Annotated in this window: 17 protein-coding genes; all 17 read right to left on the bottom strand. The window is 43.3% G+C overall.

Features of this window, described 5'->3' with window-relative positions; genetic code table 11:
- Positions 1–2 precede the first annotated feature (2 nt).
- On the bottom strand, positions 3–2,564 hold the full coding sequence (locus AXI57_RS09375; RefSeq protein ID WP_061669922.1) for a peptidase G2 autoproteolytic cleavage domain-containing protein: 2,562 nt from the start codon (positions 2,562–2,564) through the stop codon (positions 3–5).
- Positions 2,565–2,599: 35 nt separating this feature from the next.
- A complete protein-coding gene (locus tag AXI57_RS09370; protein WP_061669921.1) occupies positions 2,600–4,306 on the bottom strand; it encodes a phage tail spike protein in 1,707 nt (568 codons plus the stop codon).
- 12 nt (positions 4,307–4,318) lie between these two features.
- Positions 4,319–5,158, bottom strand: coding sequence for a phage tail domain-containing protein (locus AXI57_RS09365; protein ID WP_371845868.1), 840 nt, complete (start codon positions 5,156–5,158; stop codon positions 4,319–4,321).
- On the bottom strand, positions 5,158–9,036 hold the full coding sequence (locus AXI57_RS09360; protein ID WP_061669920.1) for a phage tail tape measure protein: 3,879 nt from the start codon (positions 9,034–9,036) through the stop codon (positions 5,158–5,160). The genes AXI57_RS09365 and AXI57_RS09360 overlap by 1 nt, the downstream gene beginning before the upstream one ends.
- Before the next feature lie 197 nt (positions 9,037–9,233).
- A complete protein-coding gene (gene gpG / locus AXI57_RS09355) occupies positions 9,234–9,572 on the bottom strand; it encodes a phage tail assembly chaperone G (RefSeq protein WP_061669919.1) in 339 nt (112 codons plus the stop codon).
- Positions 9,573–9,626: 54 nt separating this feature from the next.
- Complete coding sequence (locus tag AXI57_RS09350; RefSeq protein WP_061669918.1) at positions 9,627–10,229, bottom strand: major tail protein; 603 nt, start codon at positions 10,227–10,229, stop codon at positions 9,627–9,629.
- Positions 10,230–10,610, bottom strand: a complete 381-nt coding sequence (gp17, locus tag AXI57_RS09345) for a tail completion protein gp17 (protein WP_061669917.1) — start codon at positions 10,608–10,610, stop codon at positions 10,230–10,232.
- Positions 10,607–10,990 carry an HK97-gp10 family putative phage morphogenesis protein gene (locus AXI57_RS09340; protein WP_061669916.1) on the bottom strand — a complete coding sequence of 128 codons (384 nt, stop codon included), beginning with the start codon at positions 10,988–10,990 and terminating at the stop codon, positions 10,607–10,609. Before AXI57_RS09340 ends, gp17 begins: the two co-directional genes overlap by 4 nt.
- On the bottom strand, positions 10,983–11,342 hold the full coding sequence (locus AXI57_RS09335) for a phage head closure protein (RefSeq protein WP_061669915.1): 360 nt from the start codon (positions 11,340–11,342) through the stop codon (positions 10,983–10,985). Before AXI57_RS09335 ends, AXI57_RS09340 begins: the two co-directional genes overlap by 8 nt.
- The gene (locus AXI57_RS09330) at positions 11,275–11,622 is read right to left on the bottom strand and encodes a head-tail connector protein (RefSeq protein ID WP_061669914.1); all 348 of its coding nucleotides are present in this window, start codon (positions 11,620–11,622) and stop codon (positions 11,275–11,277) included. The genes AXI57_RS09335 and AXI57_RS09330 overlap by 68 nt, the downstream gene beginning before the upstream one ends.
- Before the next feature lie 15 nt (positions 11,623–11,637).
- On the bottom strand, positions 11,638–12,132 hold the full coding sequence (locus tag AXI57_RS09325; RefSeq protein WP_061669913.1) for a collagen-like protein: 495 nt from the start codon (positions 12,130–12,132) through the stop codon (positions 11,638–11,640).
- A gap of 27 nt (positions 12,133–12,159) precedes the next feature.
- Complete coding sequence (locus tag AXI57_RS09320) at positions 12,160–12,471, bottom strand: hypothetical protein (RefSeq protein WP_061669912.1); 312 nt, start codon at positions 12,469–12,471, stop codon at positions 12,160–12,162.
- Between the two features lie 11 nt (positions 12,472–12,482).
- Complete coding sequence (locus tag AXI57_RS09315) at positions 12,483–13,676, bottom strand: phage major capsid protein (RefSeq protein ID WP_061669911.1); 1,194 nt, start codon at positions 13,674–13,676, stop codon at positions 12,483–12,485.
- Between the two features lie 38 nt (positions 13,677–13,714).
- The gene (locus AXI57_RS09310; RefSeq protein ID WP_061669910.1) at positions 13,715–14,341 is read right to left on the bottom strand and encodes an HK97 family phage prohead protease; all 627 of its coding nucleotides are present in this window, start codon (positions 14,339–14,341) and stop codon (positions 13,715–13,717) included.
- Positions 14,331–15,581 (bottom strand): phage portal protein, encoded by a 1,251-nt coding sequence (locus tag AXI57_RS09305; RefSeq protein WP_061669909.1) that lies wholly within the window; start codon positions 15,579–15,581, stop codon positions 14,331–14,333. The genes AXI57_RS09310 and AXI57_RS09305 overlap by 11 nt, the downstream gene beginning before the upstream one ends.
- A 247-nt stretch (positions 15,582–15,828) precedes the next feature.
- Positions 15,829–17,538 carry a terminase large subunit gene (locus tag AXI57_RS09295; protein ID WP_061669907.1) on the bottom strand — a complete coding sequence of 570 codons (1,710 nt, stop codon included), beginning with the start codon at positions 17,536–17,538 and terminating at the stop codon, positions 15,829–15,831.
- Positions 17,538–18,071 (bottom strand): phage terminase small subunit P27 family, encoded by a 534-nt coding sequence (locus AXI57_RS09290; RefSeq protein ID WP_061573155.1) that lies wholly within the window; start codon positions 18,069–18,071, stop codon positions 17,538–17,540. The genes AXI57_RS09295 and AXI57_RS09290 overlap by 1 nt, the downstream gene beginning before the upstream one ends.
- Between the last annotated feature and the right edge of the window lie 53 nt (positions 18,072–18,124).

Below are 18,124 nucleotides of genomic sequence, written 5' to 3'. Positions count from 1 at the left end.
CCTTAGTGCTGCGGCGTAACCATCATTTGGGCCACGCCATACCCTTTTTTCGCATCGTACGGTGTTTCAACCCTCATAACGGTTCCGTAACCGCCGCTTTCTGCCTTAGTCGCGATACCGTCAACTGCTGAAACGCTGTCACCGACGTTTACAGTCTCATCCACTCTTACGAAGACCTGACCAATTAATCCAATCACATGCCACTCGTCCCGTTCCTCTCGCGGCTTGTACTCTGCTTCTGGGTCGTAATTCGGATTTTCTGCGGGAATCGTAATGATGTCGTCACCGTCAAATACTTCCCGGTAGATAATCCCGCCGAATTCATCACGGAGAAAACGGTCATTCCAATAGAAGGCAGCACCTCCAAGCACAACGCCGGCAGTCTTGGAAACGACACCAAGTATCTTGTCGCCTTCTTGTGCTTTTCGAATTTTGTCCCCTTCTAACGCAACAAGATAAGACGCCTCGATCTTTGCCCCGTCAGCCGATTCAAAATACTCGGCCAAGTCTTTTAAATTAGATACGCTTTCGATGGCGCCAGTGGACCGCACTGTTCCAGCCTTTGCGTTTAATTCTATTTTTTTATTCGCCTCCGATGCTTTGCCATTTCCGTGGCCTAAAACCATAGTGTAAGATTTACTATTCTTTGTGGCCTTAGAGAACATGACACCGGAAGACGCTCCGTCTCCTGTTGTATGAGAGTCATATGAAAACATAACGCCGTTGCGTGAGCCTTCTGTGGAAGAGCCGCCGGCATTCCCTGCAAGCAGATTGCGTTCACCCTTCGCATAAGATGCCCCCGTACACGCAATGATTGCACCGTATTTTGTAAGTACATGGCCGGACCCGGAAGCTGCTCGAAAGCCTCCTTTGACGTTATTCGGGACCACTGAATGCTTCTGCCCGGAAATAACAGCCGCGTCTTTATAGCCGTAAGCTCTGACAAGAAAAATATTGGTTTGGGTGTTCGTGGCTGTGATGCCGGCCGTGCCGCTTGCCACGTGCAAGATGCCATTTAACAAGTTGACATTGTAAACGCCGCCCCCTACCCCGATGCCATTTCTTGCCGAATCATGAATAACGAAATCAGAGATAAATACATCATCAGTCATTTGATCGCCGCCGGTAATATGGATGTCATATTCAGCCTTTTTAAATCCCGAAATATGCAAGTTATTCACAGTTATCTTCCTGCTCTTGTACTGGAAGGCAATGATTGAGCCATCTTTGTAATCATACGTCGGATCACCAATCGCTTTAAAACCAATTATCTGAACACGCTGGTATGCCGAAACGACAAGAGCTTTCGGGGCTAATCCTTCATAAAGCGAATTATAGACGGGTTCCCGGGATGTGCAGTCTACTAACGTCACATCACGAGCCGTCTCGCTCCAAGGGTCTTTTACAAGATGGTGATCAATATGCCGTAAATCAAATGAGCGAACGTCACGAAATGATTCATGACCGCGAATGTGAACGTCACTCGGTGCCGGCCATTCCTTATGGGCTTTAACCTCTACGCCCCGCACATTCCCCTCTGTATAATTATCTATAACCCAGACATGCTTGGAGCCGTCATCCACTTCAATTCCGTTTGAATTGGCTCCTCCTTTACGGTGTGCAGTGCCGCGCGGTTTCGTCATCACATTATTTGTGATGAAAATATACTCGCTGTAATGGGTCGTAATGCCGTCGTCACCATACCCCGAGCCGACACACTGATCAATCCAAATATATTTGCTTCCGGTTGCCGTGTAATCTTTTGCTGTTATGTTGTATGAAGGCGCTGAAATATCAAAACAATGCAACCCCGGATTAATGCCTTCAACGTCACGTACAATACCAAATTTCACTTGCGCAAAAAGAAGGCAGCTTGAATTCACCCCGCCAGTCGCTCCTACGCCGCCCTGACGATCCGGATTCCAGTCAAGTGACATACCTTCCACAACTATATTTCGGTTGCCTTTCGCATGATCAGCATTCGTAACAACCCATTCGCTTGCCGGCGTATCCTCGTGGAGCTTCAGTATGGTAACACCTTTCCCCTGTCCAATAAGGTATGTCCATGACGGAAGTTTGACACCCTTGACAACGTATATGCCGGCCGATAAATTAAGCCGCACCTTACCGTTTCCAGCTGCCTTTTTAAAAGCATCTGAACTATCTGTTTCGCCTGTAGGATCGGCCCCGTAATCGTCTACGTTGACAATTCTATTAATCTTTCGGTTGAGCTTGTTGTATTCTCTGTCCAGCCGCTCTTTTAGCAGTGGAGCTATATCTCCCTCAGCGTCTACACGGGCATCCAAAACTTCTTTTACATTTGTCCCGTCAGCATTAATAATGAGATTACGCACCCGATTATAGAGGCCGTCAATATAAGCACGCAAAGAAAATCCACCGTGATCAATTTGTTCAGACGTATGCGCTGTGTCAGCTTTCTTGTGGCGGGTAATTTCACTTTCAAGGCCGTTTACTCCACTCTCAATAGCTTCCATATCACCAGACAGCTCAGCCTCATAACGAGAATTTTTAGTGGTATCATAATTTTTTTTCAACCTCAGCACCTGTGTTCACTCCTTTTAGGCAAAATAAAAAACGCTCATCTAAGCGTTGTAAGTATCTGATCAATATATCGTTTTTGTTCTCTCAGCTTCTTCGCCTGATTCACCGCAATATCTTGTATGTCTTTTCTGAAATTGGCGAAGGTAAGCTTAGGACTGCTGTATGGGTTCAACGGATTGTATTGAATTGTTAAGAGCCGTACATCATCCTCATAAGTCGTGCCGTCTGCTGTGTCGGCCAAGATGTGGAGTGTATCGCCTTTCCAGAATGGCTTTTCAATTTTGAGTAATTTCGGTTCGTATACATATTGGTAATCTACACTGACGACTGTTTCCGGATATGGATTCACATGTTTTTTTAACGAAGATACCATACTGCCCGGCTTTTTAATGGTTTCATCTCTGATCGGGTCGGCCCACTTCGGCTTACCTTCCCGCAGGAATTTCTTTTCCTCTGGATGGATGTATAAGATCGGCTCAAATTCATATTTTGGCTTTTTGTCTGTACTCTTACTGTCTTTAGACATCGCGCCGTACCCCCATGCGCGGGTAGAACAGTTTTGTGAGTTGGTTTTGATATTGATGCCCGGCATATTATAACGAGAGTCAAGTGTGAAAGGAATCTCTTTACCCATTTTCTTATAGACATGAATTTTATAGTTATCAACATCAAGTTCTAATTCATAGTCCTTCACGATCTGATCTGTGAGTTCAGTAGAGTTTTTATCCCCGAAGTTCTCTTCTTCCGCAGTTCCGAATTTACTTTCAGGTTCTTCCAACACATACGAAAAGTCAGTGCCTTTTAACGCCATGTCAAAGGCCTCTTTTACAGTCAGTTTCTTCGTCACAGTGTCATCCACTCTATTCTCAGCAAGAAGAACAGTAAAAATATGATTGGCGGTAATTGTTTTAGTCAGGACGTTTTTAGACTGTTTCAAGTCTACATCTGTAATATAGTATTTTTGTTGTTTGAATTTCCTTTCGTCAATGTAAAGAATATTATCATTGACCAGCAAATCGAATTCAGTCCCGTTGCTCTGTGTTTTAGTGATTGTAAAAGTGAAACTCTTTTTCCCTGTGGTATCATCTGTCAGATCAACAATCACGTTTGTTACTTCTACAACATCATTGCCGTCTTTCGTGGAAACGTGAAGTTGAGGAAAATCCACATCTGACGGCAATCTTTTATTAAGTGGGATGTCTTTACCAGCATATTCTTTGCTGGGGAAGCTCGGCTCCTCATCTGGGATGTCGGGCGTTTCTGGATCATCAGGCTCATTCGGAAGTTCTGATGTGTCATCGTATTGCATCAGCTTATACTGTTCAATCATGGTAATTAATTTATGAGCATAGTTAATGTCTGTAGCGTAGCCAGCTTTTTGAACGGCGCGGCATGCTTTTTTATAATCCGTTTCACCCACAACTGCTTTATACCGATCAAGGCGATTATATAAGCTTCCCAGATCGGCCAAACTCTCAGCGTAAGATGGGTACTTTCTGAATTTTGCCTTTACCCTAACAACATTCCCGTATTTGTCCTGCTCACTGGTCCACATCAACACGTATTTCCCGTTATATGTTCCCTTTATCCCAAACAAATTGTAAGCTTGTTTGGAGAGGCCGCTGGTGCCAAACCCACTTTCCAGACAGCCTTGAGCAATGACAAGGCTAGCAAGGACGTTATATTTTTTTCGTACCTTCTGCGCGCCCGGCACCAGACTCTTTATAAAGTCAGCTGCAGCCATGTCATCCCTCCTTTACTTATAATAAAAACGAGTATCAAATAGAATTTCAAAGTCATCTGAATTCAAAATCTCAAAATCGTTCCATCCTACATCCAGTGTAGGAAGACGGCCGGACGTTTTCAGACGTTTTTCCCCGATTACGGTGTACTGTTTTATGAATGCGACTTTTTGAGAGCGTTTAAGCTCCTGCTCAATTTTTAACTTTTCGCCGTTCGTCCGGTTCAAGATTGTGACATTCTTTCCTTTCGCCCACAGAAAGACATTATAATCATGCTGCAGAGTGTTGACCGCGGCGCCGCCGGGATTGTATACACTGAATCGCTTTTTATTCTTGAAATGGTATTCAAGATCATCTCTCCGCAGGATTCCCATGCCGGGACTCCAATGCTCTCCGTTAAAATTCTGGATGGTAGAAGAGGTATATTTCGATTCGGCAAGCCCCAGAATGTCCGTGAAATCTACTGTAAACGTGACATAATTCTTCTGCTTGTCCTTAGGGATGGTGAAATTCCCGTCACACGTAACAAGAAACCGTCGATTGGGAAGAAGGTCCGTCGAGATATAATAAGGAAACGGCTGTACCAGTAAGTCATATAATTCGTGTCGATTCTGATAAAACGTTTCTGCAATGATAGAATCAAGTAAAAATTCTACTTTAATGCCTCTCTCCTTATATACAACGTCCCGTGGATGCTGCGGCAATACTAAGCCGTTTATCCTCTGAAGTGTTGTTGTTTCACGATCAATATTAGGAGCGTCGGCCGTGAAGCTGCGCACCTTAAAACGGGGGAGTATGCCTGTTAGGCTCTGCTCCCCCATGCCGTTATTAAAATCTATATATAAATCCAACATTATGATCTTACACCGCCTTTATAGGCATTCTGGTTGTACCGATCCCCGCTCTTTTGATCTAATATTGTGCCGTCACCTTTTTCAAAAATGATATTGGCTATCTGCTGCCCATCTATGTTCACCGGTGCAGGATATATTCTAATCGGCCCTGTATTTGTTGGTGTAGGGTTCACCTCTCCACCTGTGAAGTTTTGAGAAAGCAGAGTGATTAATGCATCAAGTTTTTGATTTAAGGAAGGCGTGTCCACTTCATTTCGTACAACAAGCTCGGATTTCATTGAAATTAATTGATCGGCCGCGCCTTTTATATCAAACGCCATTTGACTCAATTCTTGTTTAAAAGAACCCATTGTGGTCCGAGCCATGGATACGGCACTCTGTTTGGCTGCTTTTGCTTTATTCTGTATACCGATTGCAAAACCATCTGAGAAGTTATGACCTTCTGATTCTGTCAGTTTTGATGGTGAATGGGAGTCAATGGATTTCTTTAACGTGCTTAATGCAGCTTTACCAAGGTTCCATGCAGCACTAACAATCGACCCATTCTTAGAACCCATGCCGTTAATAAACCCCGTTGCAAAGTCTTGACCTACGCTGTGTGTTTTAGCGCTTTTCAAGCCAGTCTTTGCGCTATTAGAGACATTCTTACCGGCACTACTTGCATTTCCTTTTTGACTGTTGACTCCTTTGACTAAATCAGTACCAGCCTTTTTACCCCCTCCTCCGTCTGTGGTTTTAGCTAAATTTTTTGTCACAGATGAACTAAGCGAGCCAGCCGCCGAAGTATTAGCGCCTTTAGTTGAGGTTAAACCCGATTTATGTTTATTCCCCTTATTCTGACCAGCTGAATTGGCCTGTCCGCCACCCTTATTGAGTTCGCTCAACACAGCTTGGCGTAAGACTGAACCACTTTGAACATTGGTGCTCTTTGTAGAATTAAAACCGGTTTTAAAAGCATTCCCTTTGTTCTGGCCGGCTTGGGCGGGCGTGGCATTATCAGCGGACAGCGAATTGTTAAGGGCTTGCTGTAAAACTGTCCCCTCACCTACTACTGACGGCGTGGACTGCTTCAAACCCGCGGCAAAGTCAGCGACAACTTTCTTCCCTGACTGCTCAGCATTTGTGGGTTTATCTAATTCGCCTTCAACATTAGCAACCATCTGACTGGCTTCTTCACGGGCTTGTTCTTGTGTCATCCCCATACCTTGGTAAAACTCTTCAAGGGCTTGCTGGGTTGTTTGAATTGCTTGCTCTTTTGTCTGCCCTAAGGTCTGGAGAAACTTTATTTGTTTATTGGCCCAGCGCTCTTGGTATTGGGCTTCGGACTCTTCGGTTTTGACCATAATCCCCATTGAGTTAGATATATACTCATCTTGCCTATCTAAAGCCTTGCCTGTTTCCAAATCAAGAAGTTTACCGTCTCTTGACATTTTCGAGAACAGAGCGTTTGAATTCTTTTCATACGCGTCAGTGTTTTTTGCTAATGCGGTATTATAATCAGCTGTACTTTTGCTCAGTAAGGATCTTCTTTGGTCAGCCTCTATATATCCCTGCGCAAACAACTTCTCAATAACACTATTTCTATATTCCAAGTCTTTTTTGGCGGCTTGTTTACCATCATCATAGACTTTTTTCATGTCGTTGTTGTACTGCTGAGCTTGTTTGAATGAAAGTTGTCCTTGCTGATCTGTTACTGCTTTTTGCATTGCTAATGCTTCTTTTTGATTGGCCGCAAATTTACTAGTTGACAATTCAAAATAGGAAACAATGTCATTGAATTGCTTCTTTTGTGAAGCATTCATGTTAGATGAGACGAGGCCCGTCTCTTTTTGAAGAGCATTTAACTGTTTCAGTTTTTTCCTAGCCTCTTGCATATCTTCATCAATTGCACCGACCATCTTGTCAGTCATCTTTTCGCCGGCTTTTTTTGTGTTTTCATCGGTATCAGCGTAAAGCCCTTTTAAGACGACCAAAGCATCCTTTTTAAGCCCCTCAAGTTCTTGTATCAGCTGGTCGCGCATGCTGGCATAGGTTTTAACTAATTTAGATGACATTTTCTCAGCTTCTGAACCAGATACCTGGGTTAACTCAAATAGCTGCAGTTCTGCCTTTTCTCTTAAATCCACATAGGCGGAAGCAGCTTTTTGAGTCGCCTTAGAAACGCCCTCACCATAAAGCAAGGCGGATTCTCGGGCTTCTTCTTGCTTCTTCTTCTGGTTCTTCAATTGCTCCGAGTAAGCGTAAGTAGCAACTGTGATGCCGCCAAGCAGCGCTGTCCCTCCGACAATTGCAAGGCCGACCGGTCCGGTAAATGCCAAAAGCGCTCCAACACCAGCCGTTAGCACAGCAACTGCTGTTGTCACACCTAAAATACCTGTAGCCAATAGTGCTGTCTTCCCAATCGTTTGAACTGTACTCGAATCCATTTTGTTAAATGTTGAAATGATCCCAGTTCCTTTGTCAGCCAAATCACCAAGCGCCGGTAAAAGCCCTTCTGTTAGATTGATTTTGGCGCCTTCTAATGCCGATTGAAAAGCAACAATGCTGCCGTGCGCATTATCAAGCATTGTATCAGCCATTTTCTTGGCTGCGCCGTCTGATTTCTCAAGCTCTTTTGTATTGTCGCCAAGTGCTTTAGAGCCTTTTTGAAGAAGGATTGCCCAATGTTTATAGGCCTCAGCCCCGACAATAGTTTTTAATGTGGCCGCCTGCTGCTCTTTCGTCATGCCTTTCATGCCTTTTTCCATTTCAGCTACTACTTTAGGAAGGCTTTTCATATTTCCGGCAGCGTCGAAAAACTCAAAACCTAGTCTATCTATCTCTTTTTGTGCTTTTCTTGCCGGTGTAGCAAGACGAATCAAGGAAGTACCAAAAGCTTGACCAGCGATTGATCCCTGTAATCCGGCATCACCAAATGCCATAATGGCGGCTGCTGATTCTTCCATTCCCCAGCCGAGAGAGTTTGCGTTTGGCGCTAAGAATTTCATAGCTTCGCCCATTTGTTCTACATTCGTATTGGCGTTAGCCGCGGCATACGCAATGACATCAGAGGCGTGACCTGATTCCTTAGCTTTAAGAGCAAAAGCTGACATAATATTCGATGTGATATCTGCGGCTGTACCTAATTCCAATTGACCAGCCGCAGCAAGACTGAGCATCCCCGGCATCGCATCGTAAATGTCATTTACTTTAAACCCGGCCATCGCCAAAAAACCCTGTGCATCCGCTGCTTGACTTGCTGTGAAGACAGTGGTTGCACCGAGTTCTTTTGCTTGCTCTCTCAATTTTGAGACCTCTGCCGCCGATCCGCCAGAAATGGCCTTAACCTTACTCATTTGCTTTTCAAAATCAATACCTACTTGGACGGCATCTTTCATGACCATGGCTAAGCCGCCAAAGGCAATACCCGATGTCATAGCAACTGACGAACCAACGGAGCGCATTTTTCCGCCAATTGAATCCATTCGTTCGCCCATGATCCGAACGCGGGAAGAGGCTCTTTTCGTCGCCTCTTCTAACGCTTTTATCTTCTGAGTCGTGCTATTTAGCGCGTTTTGCGTCTTGTTCATCTGTGTTGTAGCATAATTTAAACGACGGGCAAGGGTTTGCGTTTCTTTTGTATCTTTCCCTTTTTTTATCGCTGAGTCTGCGTAAGCTTTTTCAAGAGCCTTTACTCTGCGTTTATGAGTTTCCAATTGTTGTGTTAATGATTTTTCGGTTACTTGAGCAGTTTTTAATTCGTTTCCCCACACACCAACTGCCGTACGGTTTTTTTCAAATTCCGACTTCAAATTCTTCATCTGAACAGCACAGGCGCTCATTTCTTTTTTAAACTCAGACGAATTCGAATACAGTTTGACCTTTATGTCTTTGCTCAATCGGGCACCTCCTTATCCGAGAAATTGGTCAATATACATAGGCTCTTCATTATTTTTTGCCTTCGTTTTGTTTTCTTGTGATTTTCTCCGAGCCAGTCTTTTCAGATGATATACAATGTCCATTTCGTCAATTTGATTCTGTGTATATCCTATTTCCTCAAGGGCGTTATACATATCAAGGACTGACTCAGACAGACTTACTCCCCCGGCTCTTCACCGTCTAAATCCTGATCTGGGTTCAAAATTGCGCTTGCTTCTGCAATGTTGCCTAAAACATAGTTTGCAGTAGCATAAATAGTTCTTGCTGCTAAACGAGAATCAATACCATTTTCAAATTCATCCAGTGTGAATTTATTTCCAAAAACATTACACACAAATTCATTTTGTGTCTCAGTAAACAGTTGGTCAGAGTCGTTAGATTCAAAATCCTCAGCAATGTCTGAGGCACTACGAAACAGTTTTCCGGATATGAAATCTGGTGTCACAAACTTTTTGTCTTTCCCGTCAATTTTTAATGTGATTACTAAAGGTTCCACATTAATTCCTCCTTTTTATTCATAAAAAAAGAGCGCTCTTAGGCGCTCAATGAATTATTTACCGACATCAACGACGGGCTGATCCTCTTTCGTAATGTCTTTATAGACAACTTGCTTAAACCATGTTTCGGCATTGATTCCATTGCCTTCTTCTGCTTTAGATTCCCATCTTCTCTTGCCTTCTTTGACATTTGTCAGCGGCATAAATTTTATTTTAACCTGTGATGTTTGAGGAGTAGGTTTCCCTTCCTCAGTTTTATGTTCAATCGGTACTAATTCTGGTTTTCCTTTTAATGCCCAATAGTACCGGTAACCGCCTGTTGATATTTTGGCTCGAAAACCTAGTGCAATTTCAAGCGTCCTGTCATCTGCGCTAGAAAAATGGATTCCATTTTCAACTGTTTTCCCGAATATTCTCGCTTGCATATCAAGTGGCAAGTCGGCTACTTCCATCTCCCCGTCAATATCTCCCAAACTGCTCATCTGTTCATATGCTACGTTATCGGCATAAAATGTCTCTGTCTCTGATTTCGGATCTACTTTCATATTGACGGCGCCCGGCAATTCTTCTGGATCAGAGAATTTCAATTCTTCTTTTGTGTCTTTCAATACTTCTGCGATATGAAACATATCCAATCCGGTTAATACTTTCCCCATCTATTTCTCCTCCTCAAAATAGCCTTTCACATACCTCATTGCTTTGTGATAAACTTTTGTGTCTTCTTCGTACAATGGTTGCGAATCATATCGGCCATAACCTATTGATCGCATTAATTTATCTATTTCTTCGGCAATCGGTGTTTCAAATCTCCGCGTCCCTGCTTGAGTGAAGACACTAATCTGAAACCGAATTTCAAAACAGTATGCTTTGTTATCTGCATAACCTGCATCAGCATCTTTAAGCTCATAAAATACGACTCTCGGAAAAGCATTCACATCATTTGCGGTGAGATTATGAATTCCACCCGTTACTAATTCATTCAATTTAGAACTGGACGTAAGAGTTTTAACTAATTCACTGACTGGGTTTATTGTCATTTGATTGGCGCCGTAAGTATCCGCCCCATTAATTCCACAGCAGGCCCCTCCCCTTCTTCTCCGCCTTTTTCTATGAACGGATGCGGCGGCATTTTTGAAGTTCCCCACTCTAAGAATTTCCCACGGAACGCTACTTTTTTATTCGGACCAACAGCAACGAATTTCTCCCCATCCTTGGATTCTCTTACATTGGAGACTGTAATGTTATCCTGCATATGGGGCTGTTTCTTATCACTCCGGTTAACATGAGCACGCTGCCGTTCAGCGATAAGTTCACCGCCGGCTTTTAGTGCTACGGGTTCCACCTTTTCAACATCTCCGCCGATTTTTTCAAAATACTGCGTTAAATCGTCTATACCGTCAAAGCTCATATCAGCCATTGATCCCCACCTCCTGACAAAGAATCTCAAGTTCTTCCTCTCGATCCTCTGGATCGTTAGTATCCAAAATATCGAAGACGCGCTCTGTCTTATCTTTAGGGAAGCGTTCAACAATCCGCATATTCGGTTTTATATCCTTCCGGTAACGCACCGTGATTTTTTTAGGGGTCTTGACTCCCAATGCTCCGGCAATCATAGATTCGCTATTCCCAAGAGAACCAGCCCCCTCCACAGCTCCCCAGACCGTGAATAAGTCCACATAGGTTGCATTCCAGTTACCTTCTTCATCCTGTGTCTCGGTTTTCTTTTGAAAGGTCAGACGGTGCCGGAGTTGGCTGATCTTTTTTCTCATTTTCTAGTTCCTCCACAGATACATAACGCAGCTGCGTCAATATATTTTCAGCAGTAAAAGGGATAGACGAGCCGGTTTTCCCAGACTCATATATCCCTTTGTTTTCATACCAATGTTCAACAAGCATTTGAAGTACCAACTCAAATTGCGGGTGCCCTTCGATATACCGGCCTATTCCATTGATGATATGACTTTTGGCCGCCGCTATTTGATTCAAGAGCTGGCGGTCATCTTCTTCATGCTCGACTTTTAAATAGTTTTTAATAGCCTCTAATTCCATTCAGGACACACCGCCTTATTCTTCTGCAGGTTCTTCTTCTGTCCCTTTTAAAGCAGCTACTTCACTTTCAAGGTCATTCAGTTTTTGTTTCAGTTCATCAAGCACTTTTGTTATTTCGCTGTTTAAATGCTCCGGCATTACACTGCCAGTACCAATGTTTTTACTTCGAACAGCTTTTTCGGAGAGTTTTTCATTGGTAATGCTGCCATCTTCAATAACAGCCTGGTCACCCTTGTCTCCTTTTTCTCCTTGCGGGCCTTGCTCACCTGTATCACCCTTTGGTCCGGCCGGTCCCGGTTCACCCTGTGGCCCCTGTTCCCCCGGCTCTCCTTGAGGTCCTTGTTTGCCGGTGTCTCCTTTTTCCCCTTTTTCACCCTGCAGCCCTTTTACAAAAAGAGGATTGTCCTCGCTGTTTTCTTTGAGATAAACCGGCGTTATTGGTTTGCCGTCTTTTCCTTTTTCAGATGAAGTTTTGACTCCCGCGCTATCATTTAAATAATCTTCTGCCATTTGTAATCATCCTCTTCCCTTTATTTTTTATTCTGTTCCTGTGTCAGACTTGGAGCCAAGCTCTTTCAATGTTTTTTCAATAGCCGCAAACCGATCTAATATAGTTGAGTTTAGGTGTTCTTCCATTACACTGCCGGTACCAATATTCTTACTCCGAACGGCTTTTTCGGAGAGTTTTTCATGGGTGATGCTGCCGTCATTTACATCAGTCTGGCTTTCTCCGCCTAAGCTGACCTCTATCCCATCTTTTATAAAGGTGCCACCGTCAAGCTCTAAGACACCGCCGATGACAGTACGATCCCCGCCATCAGTGGTGTAATTTTTAGTAGAGTAACTCACAATATCCCTCCTTATTCGATTGTGACCTGTCCAAATACAACTGCCTCCTCATCCCACTTGCGGACATCTTCACGTTCAATACCGCGGACTTTAGTTGTATTTGTTTCGAATGCTCCTGCGCCTGTATCTGTGGAAGCAATTGACTGCTGTTCACGGTCAAACAGTACAATTGCTTCTTTTAGATTCCCTATGATCACAGGGGCTTTCCCTTTTTGAGTTTTTAATACTCTATTAGAAATAGGTACAACAGGTCGTCCATCTAGCAGTTTCTTTGTCGGATTGGTTGGGTCTGGCTGTAATAGATATTTGCCTGTGCCATCTTTAAGAGTGTCAAACCAGTTGAATCCATCTTGGTTTGTCATCACAATAGAACCCGGTGACACCATCGGATCAAGCGTGACATTTAACGCTTTTTTGATACCATCAACCCCGTCAATATCTACTTTTTTCAATGATGCAAGGGCAGCTAAAATCAGACTGTTACGAGTAACCACAGATTTTTTTGCAAACCATTTCGCAACATGCATCATGATGTTTTGATCTGAGTCATTCTGCATCGTATTTGATAGCGTCATGATTCCGCCGTAATCAACAATTGAATAGGCAAGCTTTGAAAATTTTGGTTGATCAATTTCGGGTAACTCATCTAATTCCTCGACAGGAGAGAACGGCACCATATCAACATTTTTTTCAAGCAGACGAGTACCAGAACGACTTGTAACCGGCTCAACAGTGACATATTGTTCTAATGGCTCATACTGACGTTTCAGTTCATTGATTTGTCTCCCGATATCCTCCGGAATTAAAATCCCGCCATCTTCTTCGTTCTTACCGGACATCGCTCTAAATTCAGGGCTATCTAAAATTTCTCGTTCTTCCTCTGTTAAACGCTTTCCTCTTAAACCCTTAAAGAAAGCCTTACGGTAATGCTGTTGTCTTTCCTCTTTTTCTTGTTCATAGACAGATCGGCCTTCTGGATTACGCTCCTGTTCAGGCACAAAGTGTGTACCGCCCGGCAAGTCTGGAACATCAAGAGAACGACCTTCGGTCATTAATTCAATTTGATTCTTGAGCTGCTTCACTTCATCAAGCAAGGCACGCGCCTCATCGGCTTTGCCCTCCTGCAGCGCTCTATCCGCTTGCTGCTTCTTTTCGGTAAACTGCTGTCTTAATTCAATTTCTTTTTTACTCATTTGCATTGGCATAAATCAGTTCCTCCTCGTTTTTAGACACAAAAAAGACCTCACTCAGGAAGAACAAGGTCTAATAGTTCTAATTCCATTTTTAACGTTTCGTCTGATGAGTTACGGCTTTCTTTCAGCTGCTCCACCTTTTCTAAACTGCGGGCGCCCACAACCGCCTCAGTGTCGCTATAAGCCGGCGTAGTGACAAGAGAAATGTCGAAGATGCGTTGTATTTTATTGATTCTTCGTTCGTAAATGTCCTCGTCTTCATTGATTCGCCATTCATCGGCGTCCGCATCGCCATAATCCAAAGAAAATGCAAAAGAACACTGGTTAATGACGCCGCTACGAATATTCTCCATCAAATCACGTGCATATGAGGTGTCAGACGGCTTAAACCTAAATTTAAGCCCTATACCGTCTGTTTCAAGATCAAGCCGTCCTGTATCGCCGGAAACGGTATTTCTCGCTAACGGAAAATCTTGCTGATGATTAAAAAGTGCAATGACGTTTGACATATTCGTCGAATCCAGCGCGTTTCTGCTGATAATCTCTTTAAACCAGCCAAGACGCTCAGACCATTTTTCGAATTTGAGGGCATAGCCTTCGACATACTCACTTTGGCCCTCGCCGTCTGAGCGAATCTCAATAGGTGTCGTTAACTGCCGGATTTCTTTATTTTTCATTCTTGTTGTCACCCCCCTTCACGGCACCACCGGCTTTAAGCCGCTGATAGTCTTCCATGAAATCAAGGAACACATAGTTTAAGCTGGCAATGTACTTTTCACCGTTTTCAATCGGGTTACGCTCAAGCAACTCCCTGATTTCGTCTTTATTCAATACTCCCGTTTCATGCAATGTCTTTAAATATTCCGCCTGCGTCTTACTGTCACCCCGCAGCTCACTGTCTATATTAAATTTCACATAGTGGCCGCTTTTCTGATCGTGGTCTGAAAACAATTTAACGTTGAGTTCTTGTTCAAAATTTACAATCCACGGCTGCAGTGTATTTCTGACATATTCAATGGACTGGTGCTCAATATTTGAAAATGTTGCTTTATCCAATTCGTTCAGCTTATGCAACGGCACTTTATAAATCATGGAAATCTGTGCTTTGTTAAACTTCATGGACTCAACAAATTGGGCTTCTTGCAAGGGCATTGAAATAGATTGATATTCCAAGCCGTTATCTATGATTGCAATGTTTTCGCCTTGGTTTACCCGTTTCCATTCTTTGCGCACGTTCTCTTTTGGTTTTTCATCCAAGAACGCCGGGACTTTCAAAATTCCCCGAGGAGTTGCCTCGTTTTTGTACAGTTTGGCGTTATATTTTGTGGCAGCCGCTTGCGCCCCGATATGCTCCCGGACAACGCCAATAGGTGACTTTCCATGTATCCCATCAGTCGAAAGCCCTTTAAAATGCAACACTTCGTAGTCGTATAATTCAACGGCTTTCCCATTTATCACCGTTTGATACCACAGCATGCCTGTAGTCGGATGAATATAAGCATTTGTGGTATCCGGCCGTAATGGGAATAGCGCTTCTGGAAATCCATGCGCCCCGAATTGTATATATGAAAAGGCATTCCCCCACGTCAGCACATGAGTCATCATCAACTTTTTCCATGTGAAAGCTGTCATGTAGGGGTTAGGACGAGCATAAACAGCATGCGCAGACTTATGATCCGGGTTTCGGTTTACGCCATCGCCAGTTTTTTTAAACGTGTGAATTGGCAGTTTTGCTATATCATCAGATAATACATTCACACATGCAAATATGTCCGGCTGTACCAGTGAATTACTTTCACTCACTCTTTCGCCGCTTGCTGTTTTCTGACCGCCGAACATGTTTAATAGAATGTTATTGAAGCCATCTTCACCATCTGAGGAGCCGGAACGTTTCTCAAACATTCGTTCAAGCAGCATCTATTTCACCTCGCTTTCTTTGATATGAGGTACGCATAAAAAATAAAAAAGACACCCGTCAGGATAAGACCGATGTTTGTACTCCATCTATAGACAGCTGTCAGGATAAAGGCAGCTCCCGCCATAAACAGCAGATCGTTTAATATTAAGCAGAAAAAAGAAAACATTGCTTTTATAAACCTGGGATGAAAAATCCACTCAAAAAAAGCCTTGACCTTTTTCAAAGTCCTTTTCATTTACTCACATCCTAAAAACTGAAATTATCGGACCCAAAATGTTCATTCAAATCAACTCTTTGGTTTGTATCGTGATACATCGCTCTGGCATAGGCATTTATAACAGCCGCAATAGGGTCAATTCTCTGCGGTGATTTTGCTTTATCCAGCATGATATTTTCTTGCGGGTCCATCTTCGTAATTGCATTATTGATAGCCCACGTTAAAACCGGATCATCGCCATGTACTACTTTCCCTTCATAGACCTTCTCTCGGAAGCTTTTTGTAGGCAATGACAGATGATTGATTCTCTGCGGCAACTCCACCATGGTATGCCCTTTAGATTCAAGCCGTTGTGCTAAATGAAGAGCATTCCACTTGTCATACGCAGCCTCTTGTGGCCGAGGACGGTTTTTATGAATAAATTCAATGAACCACTGTTCGACTAATTGATAGTCAACTGCCTCGCCAGGCGTATAAGTGATAAACCCCATGTCCCTCCACAGATCATACGGCACCTTATCAGTCGCCATTTTTTCCTTTGCCCGGGCTTCAGGCATAAAGGAATGTTGACCGACATAGAAAAATCCATCTTGAACGGCTACATAGCCAATGGAAGTTAAGTCTGTTGTCATTGATAAATCAAGGCCAAGATAAACGGGCATTCCTTGCAGATCAGGAATTTCACCGCTGCAAGCGCGCCACTTTGACATGTTCATATATCCGTTGTCTTTTTGATCTACCCAACGGTTCATATTTTTAGTGAGAAAGCTGCGCATCTTTTCAGGCACTTCAAGTGCCACTTTTAATGCGGAGCGTAACGACTCCATTCCCTCCGGATACGTTGCTACAATCGGATTAGCCTTAATCCAGTTTGATTCATCTTTTATGTCATCTTCCGGGTCCAGTTCACAGATCATAACAAAATAATCATCATTCTCAGTATCTATGTCCGGGTCAAGAATCTTACTCGTATATTGATATTCCTTAAAGCACGGTCGCTCCATATTAAATCCCGCTGTCGTAATAACAGCCATTAACGGACTGCGCCGGGCGACCATCCCACTATCAAGAACGTCGTAAATCTCACTTGTTTCATGTGCGTGGTATTCATCCACAATTCCCAATGATGGGTTTTTACCGTCCCCTAGCTTCCGGGCCTCACGAGAAAGAGGCTGGATAATTGAGTTCGTTTTGTATTTTTTCACGCGGCCATTAGCAGAGGTATATTTCCCCTTTAGTATTGGCGCATGATGCAGCTGCTCAAGGATAGCTTGATATACCTCGTCTGATTGTTCACGGGACCAGCCGGCGATAAATACCCGATGTTTTTCTTGCGTCGGGAAAATCTCATATGAAGCTATTAAAGCTAAAAATTGTGATTTAGCGTTTTTACGGGCCAGTTGGATGTAAGCCTTTCGGAAACGGCGTGCACCATTTTCTTTTTTGTAAAATCCGTATATATTGGCCGCAATAAAAAGCTGAAAGTCTGTTAATTCAATCGGCTGTCCGGCAAGTATACCCTCCACATGATTAAATTGCCGCGACCATTCATAGAAATCTACAACGGCTTCAGCATCAAAGTAATAAGGGCTGTCATCTTCTGCGAGCCTGTCAACATCTTTAAAAAAGCGCTCTACAGCCCATTTATGCTTTTTGCTTGCCTTTATTTCACCGGAACGGATTTTCTCAGCGTATGACCATACCCGTTCAATGAGAATTTCGGCAGTAATCTCTTGCATCACACGCGGCCCCCGAACCGCTCTTCCTCTTTAGTTTTCGGTTTCCCATCGTCTTTTTTCGGAATGACAAGTTTACAGCGCGAGGAAATAGTAAGCCCTAAATCACTAGAAGCTTGCCGGCATTGTTTAAACAACTTGTCTTGATTAATCAATAGCTCGGAATAGTCATCATTCGGAACAATCTTTTCTTCTTCTCCTATTACATTTCCATCGTCGTCGAATTTTCTTACAATCACTGTTTTCATTGGACCTCGCTCAAGCAACTGCTCCGTTACTTGCAGATATAATTTTCGGGCAAACAAAAAACGGGCAAGCGCATCAACATCTAAATTGGTCATAATTCCGATGTTTTTAAGCTCGTCCGCTATCTTTTTAAACTCTTTTTTTAAGTCTTTCGGCAAATATGATGGAGCTTTAACTTTGTCGCTCGGCGCCTTTATTTCTTGTTCTCGACGTTCCTCAATCTCTTGTTTTGTCAAGTTTTTCTTACCTTTATAAAGTAACAAATCCACTGGTTGCCGCGGTCTAGCCATTCCCTCACCTCCTTCCGAATTTTCATTTAGGGAATTTTTCAAAATGGGGAGGG

The organism is Bacillus atrophaeus (assembly GCF_001584335.1).
Classification (GTDB): domain Bacteria; phylum Bacillota; class Bacilli; order Bacillales; family Bacillaceae; genus Bacillus; species Bacillus atrophaeus.
This window is presented reverse-complemented; position numbering and strand designations above follow the sequence as displayed.